We start from the raw sequence: 17,599 nt of genomic DNA, 5'->3' as shown, positions 1-17,599 counted from the left end.
GCGGGGATTGTCTCCCCTCGCCTTCTGCGATTTAGTCGCACGAACCACCTCATGCCGGGGATTTCCAATGCCAGCTCCCACCTCCCACCCCGATGATCCCGCCCTGCTGCGGATCGACGGCCCGATCGCGACCATCACGCTCAACCGCCCTGCCGCGTTCAACTCGATCAACCTGGCGATTGCGCAAAAGCTCGAACAGCTCGCGTCCTATCTCGAAGGCGACGACGCCATCAGGGTCGTGGTGATCGAGGGCGAAGGCCGCGCCTTCTCGGCCGGCGGCGATTTGCAGACGATTGGAGCTGCGGCCGAAGCGGGCACGGTGACGCCGGTGGTCGGCGAGCTGCTCAAGCATTATCACGCCTTCATCGAGACCATCCGGCGCATGCCGAAACTGTCGCTGTCCAGCGTCCATGGCTCGGCCGCCGGCGCCGGCATGGGCCTCGCCTTCGTCACCGATCTCTGCATCGCCGCGGAGGACGCCAAGTTCACGCCGGCCTATGCCAAGATTGGGGTGTCGCCGGACGGCGGCTCGACGGTCGGCATCGTCGGCACGGTCGGATCCCGCCGCGCGCTCCAGATCTTCCTGTCCGAGGACAATTTTACCGCGCAGCAGGCCCACGAATGGGGCCTGGTCGCCAAAATCGTTCCCGCGACCGAGCTGAAGGCGGCGACGCGGCAGCTCGCCGAACGTCTCGCGCAGAACCCGCCTGCCGCGATCGCCGGCACCAAGTCGCTGGTCTACCAGGCTGCCACGACGCCGGTGAAACAGCAGCTCGACGCCGAGGAGCACAAGATCATCATGGCGATGAACACGGAGGAGTTTCGGCTCGCCGTGAAGAAATTCACGAGCAAGTCGAAGTGACCGTACCGGCACGCGCGTTCTACGGCCTTCGTCACGGCGCGACCGACTGGAATCGCGAAGGACGCTTCCAGGGCCGCACCGACAATCCGCTGAACGAGGATGGTCTGCGGCAAGCGCACGAAGCCGTGGACATGCTGCGCGGCGCCGGCATCAGCCGCATCGTCGCAAGCCCCCTGGTCCGCGCGTCGCGAACGGCCGAGATCATCGCGGCTGCGATCTCGGTGCCGCTCGCGATCGACGACGGCATCATCGAGTTCGACTTCGGCAGCTTCGAAGGCCTCCCCGTTCGCGACCTCATGATCAAGCACGGTGTCAACTCGGCGACGGGCCTCGTCTCGATCCTGCCCGCCGACGGCGAGAGCTGGGACGCCATGACCGAACGGTCGCTGGCTTGCGTCTCCGCTTGGCTCGACCGTCACCCCGACGACAATCTGCTGTTCGTCTGCCACGACGCCGTGATGCAGGGCATGGCAAACGCGCTGTGCGGCAGCTATTTCAAGAACAGCCACGGCACGCCGTTCCGTTACGTGCGCGAGCAGGCGCAATGGCGGATCGAGCAGGTTGCTATTGCGGGCAGATATAGCCCGTCCCCGCCGGCGACTTGAAGCAGCCGACCGACTCGGGAAGCACGTGCCGCGGCAGCCACAGCACGACGCTCGGGAAATAGATCGCGAACGCGATCGTCCCCAGGAACACCACATAGATCGGCAATGCGGCGCGCAAGGCCTTGGCAAAGCTGATGCCGACGAATTTCGAGGCCATCAGCAGCACCAGGCCATAAGGCGGCGTGATCAGGCCGAAGGCGAGCGTGGCGATCAGCACCACGCCCATATGCACGGCATTGATGTCGCCCGCCTCCGTCAGCGTGTTGACCAGCGGCATGAAGATGATGATGGTCGGCACCGGCTCGATGAAGTCGCCGACCACGGTGAACAGGAGCACCATCAGCAGCATGATCAGATGCGGATCATGACCCGCGATCGAGGTGATCACTTCTGCGATGTAGCTCGCGCCGCGCAAGTAAGCGAGCATCCAGCCGAAGGCGTTGGCGGCGCCGATGGTGATCAGCGGCAGCGAGAAGATCAGCCCGGCGAGGCAGAAATCATAAGGGATCTTCCTGAAGTGGCCGCGGTTGAGCGCGGGGATGACCACGAGGACGATCCAGACCACGGCGACGACGCCGGCCTCCGTCGGCGTGAACCAGCCGGTCAGGATGCCGCCGAGCAGGATCACCGGGATCATCAGCGGCAGGGCCGCATCGCCCGCCGCGAACACCACTTGCCGCAGCGGCGCGCGCGGCTTGCGCAGGCCGGAGGGGCCGAAGAAATAGCAGTAGATCATCAGGCCGAAGCCGATCATCAGACCCGGCACCACGCCCGCCATGAACAGGCCGGCAATCGAGACGTTGCCGACGGCGCCATAGACCACCGCCGTGATGCTCGGCGGCACCAGCGCTGCAATCGTCGAGGCGGATGCGATGATCGCGGCGATGAAGGCGGGCTCGTAGCCCTCGCGCTTCATCGGGCCGCCCAGCGCGCGGCTCATCACCGCGACGTCGGCCGTGGTCGAGCCCGACATCTCCGAGAAGAACATACTGAAGACGACGACCACCTGCGACAGCCCGCCCCTGATATGCCCGACCAGCGACACCGACAGGTTCGCGATCCGCACCACCACATTGGCCGAGCTCATGAGCTCGCCGACCAGCAGGAAGAACGGGATCGCCAGCAGCGCCTCGGAATCGACGCCGTCGAAGATCTTCTGGATGATGGCGGCGAGCGAGACGTCGGACAGGATCGCGCCGATGAAGACGCCGGCCATCAGCGAGAACGGCACTGGCACGCCGAGATAGCCAAAGAAGAGGAAGCAGAACGTCATCAACGACAGGACGACAGGTGCGCTCACGGCTGCGCCCTCATCTGTACGTCGGTAACGACGGGCGCTGCGTCCTCGTCGGGCGGCTCGGGATGGTCAAAGCCGTTGCGCAGGCCGTTGACGAGCTGCTCGATGGTGAACAGGCCGATCAGCACGCCCGAGAGCGGAATGATTGCATAGAGCGAGGCGATCGGCGTGCCCGACGGCAGGCGAAAACTACCGAAGCCGCGCAGATAGTTCTGGTAGCCGTACCAGATCAGGCAGAAGGCGACGCCGAGCACGACCAGGCGGATGATGACTTCGACGATCAGCCGCGGTGTGCCGTGCATCGCCTCGGAGATCGCGGTGAGATAGAGGTGATCGTTGCGCCGCGTCGCAGCCGCTGTGCCGACGAAGATCGCGTAGATGAACAGCGTCGAGGTGACTTCCTGAAGCCACAGCCAGGGATGGCCGATGGTGCGGGTGACGATGTCGGCGGTGACCGACAGCGAGAAGCCGAAGCACAGCACGCCGCAGAGAATCATCAGCGCAAGCTCGAGCCAGTCGAGCCCGCGCCATTTCAGGTGGCGTTGGCGCTGAACGAGCAGTTTGTCGGCGATGGGCATTTGCGTCCTCGTCATCCCGTAGCTAGCGCGATGACAGCTGGGAAGCTGCCGATCGTGCTCGGCCTGCATGGTTCGAGACGCCCGCTTTGGCGGGCTCCTCACCATGAGGGTCTAAAATCTCGCCGCAAAACGAGACCTCATCCTGAGGGCCCGCCGCAGGCGGGCGTCTCGAAGGATGGCCGCGGGCGATCTAATTGACCGACCGGATCAAATTCTTGATCTTCTCGGCATGCGGGCCGAGCTCCTTGGCGAGCTTGTCGAGATAGGGATCGGCGATCATCGTAAAACTCTTCTTGTCGACGTTGTCGACGATCTTGACGCCCATCTTCTTCAGCTTGTCGGCCGCGGTGCGCTCGAGGTCGAACGCCTTCTGCGGTTCCTTGGTGCTGATCTCGTTGGCCGCCGCCTGCACCCACCCCTTCTGCTCCGCCGACAGGCTCTGCCAGAGCTTGTCGGAGATGAACACCAGCGCGTTGTTGGCTTCATGCTCGGTGATGTTGAGGACCGGCGCGACCTCGTAGTGCTTGTTGACGAGGTAGACGTTGATGCTGTTCTCGGCGACGTCGACCACGCCGGTCTGCAGCGAAGTATAGACGCTGCCGAACGGCATGTGCACGGTCTGGGCACCATAGGCCGGGAACATCAAGTCTTCGGTCGCGGTCGCCTGGACGCGGACCTTGAGGCCCTTGACGTCGCCGACATTGTGGATTTCCCGCCTGCTGTACATGTGGCGTACGCCCTGCGAGCCGGTCGCGATCACGTGCAGGCCCTGCGTGGTCTCGTCGATCATGGTCTTGAGCGCTTCGAACACGCGGGGATCGGCCAGCCCCTTGACCACGTGGTTCTCGTCGCGGAACAGGAAGTGCAACGACATCACGCCGGCCTGCGGCGAGATCGTCGCGGTGTTGGCCGAGGAGATGATCGCGAATTCGACGTCGCCGGCTTTCACGAGCTGGAGCACCTGCGGCTCCTGCCCGAGCTGCGCGCCCGGGTACTGGTCGATGATCATGGTGCCCTTGCTCAATTCCTTGAGCTTGTCGGCAAAGAGGTCGCCCGCGATCGAATAGCCGGTGTTGCGCGGCTGGTCATAGGCGAAACGATAATGCTTCACCTCCTGTGCCCCGGCCCCCGTGACGAAAAGTACGGCGGCCATGGCCACCAACCCACGCATGGATCGTGCAATCATCGTTTCCCCCTGTTTTATCGCCCGCCGCTTCAGCGGTCTGGGCGTTCGTTCGGGTGGTTGGTCACCCCTTCTCGGTCTGCTTCCCAGTCCTCTGCATGAAATCGAAATCGCAGCCCTCGTCGGCCTGCATGATGGTCTCGTTGAACAGCCAGGCGTAGCCGCGCCGCGCCTCTTCGGGCGCAGCCGCCGGCTTCAAGGCGGCGCGCCGCCGTTCCAGCTCGGCGGCATCGACCAGCAGCTCGATGCTGCGCCTGGCGACATCGAGCCGGATCATGTCGCCGTTCTTCACCAGCGCCAGCGGCCCGCCGACGGCGGATTCCGGCGTGATGTGCAGAACGATGGTGCCGAACGCCGTGCCGCTCATGCGCGCATCCGAAATGCGCACCATGTCCTTGGTGCCACCGCGTGCGAGCTTCTTCGGGATCGGCAGATAGCCCGCCTCGGGCATGCCCGGCGCGCCCTTCGGGCCGGCGTTGCGCAGCACCAGCACGTCGTCGGCGGTCACGTCGAGATCGGGATCGTCGACCCGCAAGGTCATGTCCTCGACGGATTCGAACACCATTGCCCGGCCCGTATGCTGCAACAGCTTCGGGCTTGCGGCGGATTGCTTGATGACCGCGCCGCGCGGGGCGAGATTGCCGTGCAGGACGGCGAGGCCGCCTTCCTTCTTGATCGGATTGTCGCGCGGACGGATCGCGTCCTGGCCGGGCACGTCTTCCGCATTCGCCGCGATATCGCGCAGCGTCTGACCGCTGATGGTCTTCGCGTCGAGATCGACGAGATCGCCGAGCTGCGCCAGCAGCTTCGGCACCCCGCCGGCGTGATGGAAATGCTCCATGTAGTGCTCGCCCGACGGCTTGAGATCGACCAGCACCGGCACCTCGCGGCCGATCTGGTCGAAGACTTCGAGATCGAGCCGGTGCGGCGAGCGATGCGCCATCGCCGTCAGATGGATCAGGCCGTTGGTCGAGCCGCCGATCGCCTGAAGCACGACCTGCGCGTTCTTGAAAGATGCCGGAGTCAGCAACTCGCTCGGCTTCGGCCCCTTGGTCTTGGCCATCTCGGCCGCAACCCGGCCGCTGGCCTCCGCAAGACGGAACCGTTCGGCATGCGGCGCCGGGATCGTGGCGCTCATCGGCAGCGAGAGCCCCATGGCTTCGATCATGCAGGCCATGGTGGAGGCCGTGCCCATCACCATGCAGGTGCCGACCGACGGCGCGAGACGGCCGTTGACCGCCTCGATCTCGGCGTCGTCGATGTCGCCGGCGCGATATTTCGCCCACAGCCGGCGACAGTCGGTGCAGGCGCCCAGCACCTCGCCCTTGTGATGGCCGACCACCATGGGGCCAACGGGGATGACCACGGTCGGCAGGTCGGCGCTGATCGCCGCCATCACCTGCGCCGGCAGCGTCTTGTCGCAGCCGCCGATCACGATCACCGAATCCATCGGCTGGGCCCGGATCATCTCCTCGGTGTCCATCGCCATCAGATTGCGCAGATACATCGAGGTCGGGTGCGCAAAGCTCTCGGCGATCGAGATGGTCGGAAACACGAACGGCATCGCGCCCGACAGCATCACGCCGCGTTTCGTGGCCTCGATGATCTGGGGCACGTTGCCGTGGCAGGGATTGTAGTCGCTATAGGTGTTGGTGATGCCGACGATCGGGCGCTCCAGCGCGTCGTCGGAATAGCCCATGGCCTTGATGAATGCCTTGCGCAGGAACAGCGAGAAGCCGGCATCGCCATAGCTCGTCAGACCCTTGCGCAAGCCACTCGTCATCATGCCACTCCATTCACCTTGCCATTGTCGTACAGCCTGTCCCTCGATTGTCAATAAGATAGGCGCGTATCCGGTAATTTCTGGATTGCCGCACCGCCAAACGACCGGATTATTGACAATCCGAGCCTTCCCTGCTCCACAGGACAGACCGGCACGGGGCCGGAGGCCGAGGGGATGCCCGAGAATCACACCGCAGACAGCATGACGGTCCGGCGCGACGATCCGGACGACGTGGTCGCGCGGCTGGAGGAGGACATCATCTTCGGCCGGCTCGCGCCGGGCGCGCGCCTGACCGAGGACGCGCTGATGTCGGCCTACGGCACCTCGCGGCACTTCGTGCGGCAGGCGCTGGTGGATGCCGAGCGGCGCGGCATCGTCCGCCGCGAGAAGAACGTCGGCGCCACCGTGCGGTTCTATTCGGCTGACGAGGTCCGGCAGATCTACGAGGTCCGGGAGATGCTGACCCGGCAGGCGGCGCTGATGATCCCCCTGCCCGCACCGCAAGGCCTGATCGACGAGCTGACCGCGCTACAGCGGCAATATTGCGCGAAGGCGGACATGCAGGATCTGCGCGGCATCCACGAGGCCAACGACGCCTTCCACCTCGCGCTGTTTTCCGCCTGCGGCAATCCCTATCTGGTGCGCTCGCTCCAGGACTACATGAACCTGACGCTGCCGATGCGCGCCAAGAACCTCGCCGACCGCGAGGGCCTTGCGCAATCGCGGCGCCAGCACGAGTTGATGATCCAGCTGTTGAAAGGCCGCGATAGCTGGGCGCTGGCGCAGCTTTGCGTGGATCACATGCAGTTCAGCAAGTCGGATTATCTGGCGCGGATTGCCAGCGAGGTGAGCTGACGTTAGACCAAGGCAACGCTACAGGTTTTACAATGCCGCATGATGTGAGCACGCCACCCCTGCTTGTTGACGTCGCCATCGAAGCGAAGTCCAAGGCCGATCATGAGAAGCTCGTTGCTGCGCTCGCGAGGCTCGCCGCCGATGACGAAGCGCTCGCCGTATCGGTCGATCGAGTCTCCGGTCAGATCATCCTGAAGGGAACGAGCGAAAACCACATCGAGAGCGTGATCGACGCCCTCAACCGGACCTCTGGAATAGCCATCGGTGTTGGCGTCCTGCAGGTGGCATTTCTTGAGCACCCGACCCAACGGGCGGAAGCGGAACACATTCACAAGAGGATCTACGGGCCCAAAGGTGACTTTGCCGCCATTAAGCTTGCCATCGAGCCGAATGAGCTTGGCAAGGGATACCAGCTTGAACGCAAGATTGGTGTGGATGCGCTACCGAACGAGTATATGCCTGGCATCGAGAAAGGACTCGAAAGCGTACTGGCTTGCGGTGTGATTGCCGGCTATCCGGTGGTGGACGTCAAGGTCCAGCTGATCGACGGCAAGTATCACGACGTCGATTCTTCACCGCTCGCCTTCGAGATCGCGGCCAGTGCAGTCTTCCGCAAGGCACTGCAAATTGCGGAATCGGTACTGCTCGAACCGATCATGAAGGTCGAAGTGATGACACCGGCATCATATGCGGCGTCCATTGCCGAGGACCTGAAGTTGCGGCGAGGGAAGAACAACTCCAGGGCCGTCGGAGGCGACACTATCGCTATCGACTCGACAGTGCCGCTCATCACCATGTTCGGCTATGCGAACAGCCTTCGGGCGATGAGCCAGGGGCTCGCCACGCATACAATGCGCTTCGACCACTATGCCGCAACACCGCGGTCCGATGACGATCCGCCATTTCCGCCGGCGATCGGGCTTCGCGCTTGACAGGCCGTTCAGTACCGTCTCAGCAGGCCGCGATCCACGCTGGTCTCGCCATAATCGGCGCAGGCCCTTTTCGGGTTTCTGATCAAGTCCGTCCGGACGCGCCTGAACGTTTTGCGGGCCGCGTCGGACACTTCGGGACGGAATTTGCGGGGATCGTAACTCTCGCCATCGCGGGCCTTGATGGCCGCAGCATAGGCGTCGATCATGGCCATCGCGGCCTCAGGACTGCCGAGCAGCCGGGCGCCGAGTTGAACGCCGCCGGCACCATCAACCTCGTAACCGTCGCATCGTTGCTCCAGCACTACGGATGCGGTGACGAGCTGGTCGAGGAACATCACTTCGGCATCGCTGAGCATGGCGGCTTGCGCCGGTCCGGATACGATCATCGCGAGCATCGCGACGACTGTCAGCACGATTTCCACGATCGTGTTGCTAGCGGTCACCACGCGGCAGAACATTTGGATTGCTCAGGCGCGCCCCTGACGACCCATGAAAAGGCCGTATAGAAACAGAAGGATGATGGCACCGACCACGCTTCCGATGAAGCCGGCGCCCTCCCCGAACCGGTACCATCCCACGGCCTGACCGAGCCAGGTCGCAACGAAGGCGCCGACAATTCCCAGCACCGTCGTCAAGATGAACCCTTTGGGCTCGGACTTATCGCCGGGCATGATGAACTTCGCGAGCAGTCCGACGAGAAATCCGATGATGATCGTCCAAAGGATGCCCATGTCCATCGCTCCATTCGGTCAATTCGAAATGTCAAACGTCTGAAGGAATGCGTGATCGCTTGATGGGCCAGACGATGCCGGGAATGACGTTGATCTAGATCAATGGGCCAAAGCAGCCGAGCCGAAAGCTGGAGACCGCTCTTCCTGTGTGAGACGGCGCTCAACGAGCCCGCAACGCGAAGCGGAATGATGCATGGCGATCATCGGCGAGATCACGCACACGACGACCTATCGCTATAGAAAGCCGGTGACGTTCGGCACGCACCGGGCCATGTTCCTGCCGCGGCGTGGGTCCTCGACCCGGCTGCTTCGCTGGTCCGCCTCGACCAGCCTGCCGTCAAAGGTGCATTGGGTCACCGATTCCCGCTCCAATGCCGTCACCGTGATGGACTTCAGCGAGCCCGGCAGCGAGTTGACATTCACCTTCAAGGTTCGCGGCATCTATTTCGGCATCAAGGGGCTGGAGACGTTTCCGCTGGAGCCGCGGGCCGAGGAAGTCCCCGTGCAGTATACGCCGGACGAGTGGACCGATCTTGCAGGATACCTGCGTCCGCATGCCGACGATCCAGACGGCAGCCATGCGGCATGGACCAAAAGCTTCGTTGCCGGCGATCAGGACCGGACTGCCGACCTGCTGCGCCGGATGCTGGGCACGTTTCGCAGCGACTTCAGCTATCGCGGGAGAGACGCGGAAGGCACCCAGTCCCCTGTCGAGACGCTGCGCACGAAATCCGGCACTTGCCGGGACTTCGCCTGGCTCATGATCGAGACGTTGCGCCGCCTCGGCTTTGCCGCGCGCTTCGTCAGCGGCTATCTCTATGATGCAGCGCTCGATGGCGGCGCCGTGGGGATGACCGGCTCCGGCGCCACCCATGCATGGGTGCAGGTGTTCCTGCCCGGCGCCGGCTGGCTCGATTACGATCCGACCAACAGGCTGAGCGCCGGCTTCGACCTCATCCCGGTGGCCATAGCGCGGCAACCGGGGCAGGCCGTGCCGCTGGCCGGCTCGTGGTACGGCGATTCCGGCGACTACCTCGGCATGTCGATCAATGTTGCCGTTCACAAGCTCGGCGAAATGCTCGATCCTTCGGAGGGATAGGCCACAGGCGCTGCGTTCAAACGTCCCAAGGCCGGGCGAGGGCCAGTCAGTGAGAGAAGACGCGCGTGCCAGGAGTCCACGGCCGCTGGCTTCCGACTGGACTGGCCCCGATCTCCCAGCCCGCGCCACCCCACAGGGCGTCAACCACGCCAAGATCGCCCGTGCCGTCACGGACGAAGAAGAGGTTCGGAACGGAGCTGGTCTGCAGCGCCCCGCTTTCGCCGTTGGCCTGCTGCTTCAAGAGACACCAGATATCGGCAAGCTTGCTCTCAGCGCGTGGGCCCAGCTCACCGAGGATCTGCACCGCACTCGAGGATTTATTCAGGACATGAGTCTGCAGAGACGTAGCGTCCGCAGCTTCGACCTTCACGGCGAACCGGCGCGCAAAGGTCGCCCCAAGCCACGAAATCTTGACAGTCGCGGTCGGCGCAATGTCTTCCCTGAAATGCTCGCTCGCAACGAAGGATTCGGAACCGGGAATGGCGGCCGTCGACGGGGGATCGAGGGGTTCACCGGGCTTGCGCTTGAGCGAACATTCGATCCTGGCGCGGGGAGCAAGCGACGCCGAGCTGCCGCCATCAGGCTTGTTCTCGTCGGCACGCGCGCTGAAACTGGATGCCGCCAGAACAATAACGAGCCACGTGTTGAGCGCTAAGCGGCGCATTGTTTGGCGTCCTTGAATTGCCGATTCAAGAACAAGGTAAACTGTAGATTGCGGCTGTAAATCGAGGATTAGGTTTCTGGTTAAGCTTAAAGCAAGGAACTTATTTGAGAGAAATGCAAACAATCTCCGGAACCATGTGCGCCACCCGGCCGCAGCGCGCAACGTAGCCGGACACCTCCAAAGAGGAACTGACGCGCGCCCCTTCTACTTGCCTGCCAAGCGCGCGACAACCTTATCAGCTGGAGGAACCTGCGAGCCCGGTTCGGACACTGGCTGCGTCGAGATCCGGCAGCATCTTGCCTGTGCGTGAAGCGGATCGCTCCACATCCAGCGCACACGCCAGGCAGGATTGTAGGCGTAGGCCGGGATGCGCCAGAACCAGATGGATTCGTAGACGCTATCTCCGAATTGCCCCACATCTGGGCGTGGCGTTGGCCAGGAGGCTGCTGCGACGAGGACGACCGCCAACACCGCGGCCCCCGACCAAACTATCTTGCGCATCTTGCTTCCACAATCGCTGGAATGAAAAGGCGGTCACTTCCGCGTAAGGCAATGCATAGAAGAAACGCTCACGTGTTCCGACAATAGAACGCCTATTTCCAAAAACGGAAATCCGGAACTCTACGGTGTGGACGCAGACGTTAGTCGCAAGGGCCCTTCAGACCTGCTGCACAAGCGAACCTCTGCCGGCTCCGGAAAGCGGAGCCGGCGAAGCGCAGCGACGTTCCTGCAAGCATCGACGCTACCGCTTGGTCCAATCGATGATGCGGCTCGCATCGCCGTCGAACTCGTTGCTACAGAACGCGCCGCCCTGGTAGTGGTCGCCGATCGGATCCGGCTTCAGCTTGGCCTGCTCGGCCATCGCGTGCGCCACGTGATCCTCGGAGCGGCCGGTCGGGCGGTAACCGAACTCGTAGGCGCGGTGGTTGTCCCACCAGGCGCGCTCGTTGAGGGAGGCGCCGTAGAAGACCTCGAAATGGATGTCGGGATGTTCGAGCCCGATGCGGCAGAGCTGCACGAGGTCGTCGGGTTTGAGCCAGATCGAGAGCCGGCGCTGGTCGAGCGGCATGTCGCCGAAATTGCCGATGCGCAGGCACGTCACCTTCAGCCCGTGCTTGTCGGCATAGAGCGCGCCGACGGCCTCGCCGAATACCTTGCTGACGCCGTAGCGGCCGTCGGGGCGCGGGGTGACATCGGTGCCGATCTTGTGATGGCGCGGATAGAAGCCGACGGCATGGTTCGACGAGGCGAACACCACGCGCTTGACGCCCTTGCGGTAGGCGGCCTCGAACAGATTGTAGCCGCCGATGATGTTGGCCTGGAGGATGTCGTTCCAGGGGCCTTCGACCGAATAGCCGCCGAAATGGATGATGCCGTCGACGCCCTCGCAGATCGCCTCGCACTGCGCGAGGTCGGCGAGATCCGCCGCCTTGAACTTTTCGTTCGCGCCGAGATCGGCGGGCGGCTTGATGTCGGAGAGCAGGAGATCCGGATAGATCGGCGGCAACAGCTTTCGCAGGCTCGTGCCGATTCCGCCCGAAGCTCCCGTCATCAAAATACGCGGCATGTCTTCCCTCGCCTGTGGTGACCGATTTGCGGCCGTAGATAACTGATGCTAGCAGACTTGGACAGAGGGAACGCAACAACGAGACCTGCACATGAACGATGCATCGTCCCACACTCAAGGCTGGCGGCCGGCGACCTATTACCCCGATCCGGCGATAAAAGCACTCGATCCCCGCTTCGAAAAATACTGGCTGAAGCTTTCCGCCGTGGAACGGCTGACGACCGGCCTGCGCTGGGCCGAGGGGCCGGTCTGGTTCGGCGATGGGCGCTATCTCTTGTGCAGCGACATCCCCAACCAGCGCATCATCAAATGGGAGGAGGAGACCGGTGCGGTCTCGGTGTTCCGCAAGCCCTCCAATTTCGCCAACGGCAACACCAGGGATCGCCAGGGCCGGCTCGTTACCTGCGAGCATGGCGGCCGCCGCGTGGTGCGCACCGAATATGACGGCAGCATCACCGTGCTGATGGATTCCTTTGGCGGCAAGCGGCTGAACTCGCCGAACGACGTCGTGGTGAAGTCCGACGGCTCCGTCTGGTTCACCGATCCGACCTTCGGCCTGCTCGGCAATTACGAGGGCTACAAGGCGGAGCCGGAGATCGATCCGAACGTCTACCGATACGATCCCGCAACGGGCAAGGCGACCATCGTCGCCGAGGGCGTGCTGGGGCCGAACGGGCTGTGCTTCTCGCCGGACGAGAAAATCCTCTATGTCGTGGAATCGCGCGGGGTGCCGAACCGCAAGATCCTCGCCTATGACGTCTCGGCGGACGGCACCACCATCTCCAACAAGCGCGTCTTCATCGACGCCGGTCCGGGTACGCCGGACGGCATGCGCTGCGATATCGACGGCAATCTCTGGTGCGGCTGGGGCATGGGCGATCCCGAGCTCGACGGCGTCGTGGTGTTCGCGCCCGACGGCGTCATGATCGGCCGCATCGCCCTGCCCGAGCGCTGCGCCAATCTCTGCTTCGGCGGCGTCAAGCACAACCGCCTGTTCATGGCGGCGAGCCAGTCGATCTACGCGCTGTACGTGAATACGCAGGGCGCGGTGGGGGGATAGGCGCTCCTCTCTCCTCCGTCATTCCGGGGCGCGCCGTCTTCGGCACGAACCCGGAATCCATCGTGCGCAGAGTCCGCTGCCAAATGGATTCCGGGCTCGTCGCTTCGCGACGCCCCGGAATGACGCGACGAAAAAACGCCGGAGCGGTTTCCCGCTCCGGCGTCATGTTCTCGTTCAAGCGATAGAGCTTACGCCGCGTTGAAGCCCGCAACCGCTTTCACTTCGAGGAAGTCCTCGAGGCCGTACTTGCCCCACTCGCGACCGTTGCCGGACTGCTTGTAGCCGCCGAACGGCGCGGTGCGGTCGTTGGGCACGCCCTGGAGGTTGACGTTGCCGGCGCGGATCTGCCGGCCGACGCGCTTGGCGTCCTCAACCGAAGCGCCCGTGACATAGCCCGCGAGACCATACGGCGTGTCGTTGGCAATGTGCACGGCCTCGGCTTCGTCCTTGGCGCCGATAATGGTCAGCACCGGTCCGAAGATTTCTTCGCGGGCGATCGTCATCTCGGGGGTGACGTCGGCGAAGATAGTCGGACGGACGTAGAAGCCCTTGTTGACGCCCTCGGGCAGGCCCGGGCCACCGGCGACGAGCGTTGCGCCCTCGTCGATGCCCTTCTTGATGAGGCCCTGGATCTTGTCCCACTGGCCGCGGTTGACCACGGGGCCGATGGTGGTGCCTTCGGCGCGCGGATCGCCCGCCTTGGTCTTGTCGGCGACCGCCTTCGCGATCGCGGCGACCTCCTTCATCTTCGAGGCCGGCACGATCATGCGCGAGGGCGCGTTGCAGGACTGGCCGGAGTTGTTGAACATGTGCATCACACCGCCGGTCACCGCCTTCGTGAGGTCGGCGCCTTCGAGGATGACGTTCGGCGACTTGCCGCCGAGCTCCTGGCTGACGCGCTTCACGGTCGGCGCGGCGCGCTTGGCAACATCGATGCCGGCGCGGGTCGAGCCGGTGAACGAGATCATGTCGATATCGGGATGCTCGCTCATGGCGGCGCCGACCTCGGGGCCGAGGCCGTTGACGAGGTTGAACACGCCCTTCGGCACGCCGGCTTCATGGAGGATTTCCGCGAAGATCAACGCCGAGGTCGGGGTGAACTCCGACGGCTTCAGGATCATGGTGCAGCCGGCGGCGAGCGCGGGCGCGACCTTGCAGGCGATCTGGTTGAGCGGCCAGTTCCAGGGCGTGATCATGCCGACCACACCGATCGGCTCGCGCAGCACCATGGCGGTGCCGACCGGCTCCTCGAAATGATAGTTCTTGAGCACGTCGAGCGTGGTCATGAGATGGCCGAGGCCGGCACCGGCCTGCAGCTTCTCCGCCATCGGCAGCGGCGCGCCCATCTCGTCGGAGACGGCGGCGCCGATTTCCTTGAGGCGGCCCTTGTAGATCTCGATCACTTTCGTGAGGAGCGTGACGCGCTCCTCGCGGCTGGTCTGGGAGAACGTTGCAAAGGCGCGCTTGGCGGCGGCAACGGCCTTGTCGACATCGGCCTTGGAGCCGAGCGCAACCTCGTACATCGCCTCTTCCGTCGCCGGATTGACCACGGCGGTGGACTTCTTGACGGCGGGATCGACCCAGGCGCCGTCGATGTAGAATTGCATGCGATTGACCATCGTTAACCTCTTCTTGGGGGCATGGTGGGGGCGTTTCGGCAGGCATCCTTGCACGAAAGCGCCGGCAATTGAACCCGCCATATGCGGGGCCAGCGTTGCGGCGGACGGAGGGTATATGAGCCGATGGCGGGAACGAGGCAAGGTGGTAGCCGCGTCGTCCCGGCCTAGTGCGCAATTGCGCACGGGGGGCCGGGACCCATAACCACCTTGCGCAGTTGGTTTGCTCAGGCGCCTACCACCTGCGGCCAATAACAACCGCCGCGGCGTATGGGCCCCGGCCTTCGCCGGGGCGACGGGGAGTTTCTACACCGCCATCTTCCGATGCAGCACCGGCGCGCCGGTGGTGAGGCTTTCGGCCGCATCGATGATGGCGTTGGCGTCGATGCCGTAGTGGCGGTAGAGGTCGGCGATGGTGCCGGTCTGGCCGAACTGCTCGACGCCGAGTGCCTCGACGCGGTGGCCGCGGACGCTGCCGAGCCAGCCGAGCGCGGAAGGATGGCCGTCGATCACGGTCACGATGCCGCAGTCGCGCGGCAGCGGTGCCAGCAGCTTCTCGATGTGGCTGAGGTGCTGCACGCCGCGGCGATCGCGGCGCAATTTCCGTGCGGCGGTCCAGCCCGCGTGCAAGCGGTCGGCCGAAGTGATCGCGAGCAGACCGATGTCGCGCCGGCTCTCGCCGATGAAGCCGGTCGCCTCGATCGCCTCGGGCGCCACCGCGCCGGTATAGGCGATCACGAGTTCGGCATTGGGGCCCGGTTTACGCAGCCAATAGGCGCCGTCGGTGATGCCTTGCTGAAGCTCCGGCGTCATGATCCGCTGCGCCTGCTCGATGCTGCGCGTCGAGAGGCGCAGATAGACGGAACCGCCCTCACCCGGATCGCGCTGCATGTGATTGAAACCCCAGCCCATGATCACGGCGAGCTCGTCGACGAAGGCCGGCTCGAACGAGGCGAGGCCATCCTGCGCCATGCCGATCAGCGGCGTCGCGATCGACTGGTGCGCGCCGCCCTCGGGCGCGAGCGTGATGCCTGATGGCGTCGCCGCCACCATGAAGCGCGCATCCTGGTAGCAGGCATAATTCAGCGCATCGAGCCCGCGCTCGATGAAGGGGTCGTAGAGCGTGCCGACCGGCAAGAGCCGCGCGCCGTTGATCTGGTGCGACAGGCCGAGCGCCGAGAGCATGATAAAGAGGTTCATCTCGGCGATGCCGAGCTCGAGATGCTGGCCCTTGGGCGAGGCGTCCCAGTTGTAGGTGGAGGGAATTTTCTCACTGCGGAATAAGTCCGCCTTCTCGGCGCTCGCAAACAGGCCGCGCCGGTTCACCCATGGGCCGAGATTGGTCGAGACGGTGACGTCGGGCGAGGTCGTGACGATGCGCCTAGCGAGCTCGCTGTCGCCGCGCGCAATCTCGTTCAGCACGAGGCCAAAGCCCTGCTGGGTGGACATCTGCGGCGACGGCTTGAAGGCGAGCTGCGACAGCACCTCGACGACCGGCGCGGTCAGCCGGCGGCCGTCCCGGTTGAATGGCACGCGCGCGAGGAACGCGTCGAGCTCGGCGGGAGCTAGCGCGAGGCCCTCGTACTTGTCCCATTCGTGGCCGGAGCGGATGTTCTGGCTCTCGCGATATTTCTCCATCTGCGCGACCGTCATCAGGCCGGCATGGTTGTCCTTGTGGCCCTGGAACGGCAGGCCGACGCCCTTGATGGTGTAGGCGATGAAGCAGACCGGGCGATCGTGGTCGATGGATTCGAACGCATCCAGCATGCTCGCCATGTCGTGGCCACCGAGGTTCGACATCAGCGCCAGCAGCTCCTCATCGCTGCGCTTGTCGATCAGCTTGGTGATCGGCCCCTGGTCGCCGATCTCGTCGTGCAGATGCTTGCGGAAGGCCGCGCCGCCCTGAAAGCACAGCGCCGCATAGAGCGCGTTCGGGCAATTGTCGATCCAGCGCTTGAGCGCCTCGCCGCCCGGCTCGGCGAAGGCCTCGCGCATCAGCCGGCCGTATTTCACGATCACCACGTCCCAGCCGAAATTGCGGAACATGGTCTCGAACTTTTCCCAGAGCCCTTCGCGCACGACGGCGTCGAGCGACTGGCGGTTGTAGTCGACCACCCACCAGGTGTTGCGCAGGCCATGCTTCCAGCCTTCTGCCAAGGCTTCGAAGATGTTGCCCTCGTCCATCTCGGCGTCGCCGACCAGCGCGATCATCCGCCCTTCGCGGCGATCCTTCATCCAGCCATGCGCCTTGACGTAGTCCTGCACCAGCGAGGCGAACAGCGTCTGCGCAACGCCGAGGCCGACCGAGCCGGTCGAGAAATCGACGTCGTCGACGTCCTTGGTGCGCGAGGGATAGGACTGCGCGCCCTTGAAGCCGCGAAAATTCTCCAGCTTCTCGCGGCTCTGCCGGCCGAACAGATACTGGATGGCGTGGAACACCGGGCTCGCATGCGGCTTCACCGCAACGCGGTCCTCAGGGCGCAACACGCTAAAGTACAGCGCCGACATGATGGTCGCGAGCGAGGCCGACGAGGCCTGGTGGCCGCCGACCTTCAACCCGTCCGCGTTGGAGCGGATATGGTTGGCGTGGTGGATGGTCCATGACGACAGCCACAGCGCCTTGCGGGCCAGGGCAGTCAGGGTTTCGAGACGCGCGGAATCGACGGGCATGGCGATGCTCCGGAAAAATCTGGCCTTGATGATACTCCCGCGAGGGGCCCCAAACTTCTCAATTTTTCGCGCCATACCTGCCGATATTGGGATATTT

The 17,599-nt window shown here is 64.1% G+C and carries 16 protein-coding genes; 6 read left to right on the top strand and 10 right to left on the bottom strand.

Annotated elements, in window-relative coordinates:
• Positions 1 to 67: 67 nt before the first annotated feature.
• Both XI08_RS03880 and XI08_RS03875 read left to right on the top strand, forming a co-directional pair.
• A complete protein-coding gene (locus XI08_RS03880; protein WP_271573412.1) occupies positions 68 to 862 on the top strand; it encodes an enoyl-CoA hydratase/isomerase family protein in 795 nt (264 codons plus the stop codon).
• Positions 859 to 1,467 (top strand): histidine phosphatase family protein, encoded by a 609-nt coding sequence (locus XI08_RS03875; protein WP_027547983.1) that lies wholly within the window; start codon positions 859 to 861, stop codon positions 1,465 to 1,467. The genes XI08_RS03880 and XI08_RS03875 overlap by 4 nt, the downstream gene beginning before the upstream one ends.
• On the opposite strand, the gene XI08_RS03870 is transcribed toward XI08_RS03875, so the two are convergent.
• The 4 genes from XI08_RS03870 to XI08_RS03855 all read right to left on the bottom strand — a co-directional run bounded on the left by XI08_RS03870 (position 1,427) and on the right by XI08_RS03855 (position 6,308).
• Entirely contained in the window at positions 1,427 to 2,767 is a 1,341-nt protein-coding gene (locus tag XI08_RS03870) for a TRAP transporter large permease (RefSeq protein ID WP_027547984.1), read from the bottom strand. The two genes, XI08_RS03875 and XI08_RS03870, sit on opposite strands and share 41 nt — an antisense overlap.
• The gene (locus tag XI08_RS03865) at positions 2,764 to 3,342 is read right to left on the bottom strand and encodes a TRAP transporter small permease (RefSeq protein WP_271573411.1); all 579 of its coding nucleotides are present in this window, start codon (positions 3,340 to 3,342) and stop codon (positions 2,764 to 2,766) included. Before XI08_RS03865 ends, XI08_RS03870 begins: the two co-directional genes overlap by 4 nt.
• Before the next feature lie 190 nt (positions 3,343 to 3,532).
• Complete coding sequence (locus tag XI08_RS03860) at positions 3,533 to 4,528, bottom strand: TRAP transporter substrate-binding protein (protein ID WP_271573410.1); 996 nt, start codon at positions 4,526 to 4,528, stop codon at positions 3,533 to 3,535.
• A gap of 61 nt (positions 4,529 to 4,589) precedes the next feature.
• Complete coding sequence (locus XI08_RS03855; RefSeq protein WP_271573409.1) at positions 4,590 to 6,308, bottom strand: IlvD/Edd family dehydratase; 1,719 nt, start codon at positions 6,306 to 6,308, stop codon at positions 4,590 to 4,592.
• A 174-nt stretch (positions 6,309 to 6,482) separates the two neighbouring features.
• Here XI08_RS03855 and XI08_RS03850 point away from each other — a divergent pair, with 174 nt between their 5' ends.
• Both XI08_RS03850 and XI08_RS03845 read left to right on the top strand, forming a co-directional pair.
• Complete coding sequence (locus tag XI08_RS03850; RefSeq protein ID WP_271573408.1) at positions 6,483 to 7,163, top strand: GntR family transcriptional regulator; 681 nt, start codon at positions 6,483 to 6,485, stop codon at positions 7,161 to 7,163.
• A gap of 32 nt (positions 7,164 to 7,195) precedes the next feature.
• Positions 7,196 to 8,095 carry a hypothetical protein gene (locus tag XI08_RS03845; RefSeq protein ID WP_271573407.1) on the top strand — a complete coding sequence of 300 codons (900 nt, stop codon included), beginning with the start codon at positions 7,196 to 7,198 and terminating at the stop codon, positions 8,093 to 8,095.
• Between the two features lie 8 nt (positions 8,096 to 8,103).
• Here XI08_RS03845 and XI08_RS03840 read toward each other — a convergent pair whose 3' ends face one another.
• Complete coding sequence (locus XI08_RS03840) at positions 8,104 to 8,490, bottom strand: hypothetical protein (protein ID WP_271573609.1); 387 nt, start codon at positions 8,488 to 8,490, stop codon at positions 8,104 to 8,106.
• Between the two features lie 72 nt (positions 8,491 to 8,562).
• On the bottom strand, positions 8,563 to 8,826 hold the full coding sequence (locus tag XI08_RS03835; protein ID WP_167771482.1) for a GlsB/YeaQ/YmgE family stress response membrane protein: 264 nt from the start codon (positions 8,824 to 8,826) through the stop codon (positions 8,563 to 8,565).
• Positions 8,827 to 9,019: 193 nt separating this feature from the next.
• Here XI08_RS03835 and XI08_RS03830 point away from each other — a divergent pair, with 193 nt between their 5' ends.
• On the top strand, positions 9,020 to 9,925 hold the full coding sequence (locus XI08_RS03830) for a transglutaminase family protein (protein ID WP_271573406.1): 906 nt from the start codon (positions 9,020 to 9,022) through the stop codon (positions 9,923 to 9,925).
• A gap of 46 nt (positions 9,926 to 9,971) precedes the next feature.
• Here the strand turns inward: XI08_RS03830 and XI08_RS03825 are convergent, their stop codons facing one another.
• Together XI08_RS03825 and XI08_RS03820 are read right to left on the bottom strand one after the other, a co-directional pair.
• Positions 9,972 to 10,712, bottom strand: coding sequence for a hypothetical protein (locus tag XI08_RS03825; RefSeq protein WP_271573405.1), 741 nt, complete (start codon positions 10,710 to 10,712; stop codon positions 9,972 to 9,974).
• A gap of 619 nt (positions 10,713 to 11,331) precedes the next feature.
• On the bottom strand, positions 11,332 to 12,156 hold the full coding sequence (locus XI08_RS03820; protein ID WP_271573404.1) for an NAD-dependent epimerase/dehydratase family protein: 825 nt from the start codon (positions 12,154 to 12,156) through the stop codon (positions 11,332 to 11,334).
• Between the two features lie 91 nt (positions 12,157 to 12,247).
• Between XI08_RS03820 and XI08_RS03815 the strand changes: the two genes are divergently transcribed.
• Positions 12,248 to 13,216, top strand: a complete 969-nt coding sequence (locus tag XI08_RS03815; RefSeq protein WP_271573403.1) for an SMP-30/gluconolactonase/LRE family protein — start codon at positions 12,248 to 12,250, stop codon at positions 13,214 to 13,216.
• Positions 13,217 to 13,404: 188 nt separating this feature from the next.
• Here XI08_RS03815 and XI08_RS03810 read toward each other — a convergent pair whose 3' ends face one another.
• The gene (locus XI08_RS03810; protein WP_271573402.1) at positions 13,405 to 14,835 is read right to left on the bottom strand and encodes an aldehyde dehydrogenase family protein; all 1,431 of its coding nucleotides are present in this window, start codon (positions 14,833 to 14,835) and stop codon (positions 13,405 to 13,407) included.
• 303 nt (positions 14,836 to 15,138) lie between these two features.
• A complete protein-coding gene (locus XI08_RS03805; protein WP_271573401.1) occupies positions 15,139 to 17,502 on the bottom strand; it encodes a transketolase in 2,364 nt (787 codons plus the stop codon).
• Positions 17,503 to 17,599: the final 97 nt, after the last annotated feature.

It is taken from the genome of Bradyrhizobium sp. CCBAU 11361 (genome assembly GCF_028128935.1).
GTDB classification, from domain to species: Bacteria; Pseudomonadota; Alphaproteobacteria; order Rhizobiales; family Xanthobacteraceae; genus Bradyrhizobium; species Bradyrhizobium niftali.
This window is presented reverse-complemented; position numbering and strand designations above follow the sequence as displayed.

Excerpts from the sequence above, each read along its gene's own strand:
- XI08_RS03855 (WP_271573409.1), bottom strand. The coding sequence starts at position 6,308 with ATGACGAGTGGCTTGCGCAAGGGTCTGACGAGCTATGGCGATGCCGGC.
- XI08_RS03810 (WP_271573402.1), bottom strand. The coding sequence starts at position 14,835 with ATGGTCAATCGCATGCAATTCTACATCGACGGCGCCTGGGTCGATCCC.
- XI08_RS03805 (WP_271573401.1), bottom strand. The coding sequence starts at position 17,502 with ATGCCCGTCGATTCCGCGCGTCTCGAAACCCTGACTGCCCTGGCCCGC.
- XI08_RS03850 (WP_271573408.1), top strand. The coding sequence starts at position 6,483 with ATGCCCGAGAATCACACCGCAGACAGCATGACGGTCCGGCGCGACGAT.
- XI08_RS03820 (WP_271573404.1), bottom strand. The coding sequence starts at position 12,156 with ATGCCGCGTATTTTGATGACGGGAGCTTCGGGCGGAATCGGCACGAGC.
- XI08_RS03860 (WP_271573410.1), bottom strand. The coding sequence starts at position 4,528 with ATGATTGCACGATCCATGCGTGGGTTGGTGGCCATGGCCGCCGTACTT.
- XI08_RS03880 (WP_271573412.1), top strand. The coding sequence starts at position 68 with ATGCCAGCTCCCACCTCCCACCCCGATGATCCCGCCCTGCTGCGGATC.
- XI08_RS03840 (WP_271573609.1), bottom strand. The coding sequence starts at position 8,490 with ATGCTCGCGATGATCGTATCCGGACCGGCGCAAGCCGCCATGCTCAGC.
- XI08_RS03835 (WP_167771482.1), bottom strand. The coding sequence starts at position 8,826 with ATGGGCATCCTTTGGACGATCATCATCGGATTTCTCGTCGGACTGCTC.
- XI08_RS03830 (WP_271573406.1), top strand. The coding sequence starts at position 9,020 with ATGGCGATCATCGGCGAGATCACGCACACGACGACCTATCGCTATAGA.
- XI08_RS03865 (WP_271573411.1), bottom strand. The coding sequence starts at position 3,342 with ATGCCCATCGCCGACAAACTGCTCGTTCAGCGCCAACGCCACCTGAAA.
- XI08_RS03845 (WP_271573407.1), top strand. The coding sequence starts at position 7,196 with ATGCCGCATGATGTGAGCACGCCACCCCTGCTTGTTGACGTCGCCATC.
- XI08_RS03815 (WP_271573403.1), top strand. The coding sequence starts at position 12,248 with ATGAACGATGCATCGTCCCACACTCAAGGCTGGCGGCCGGCGACCTAT.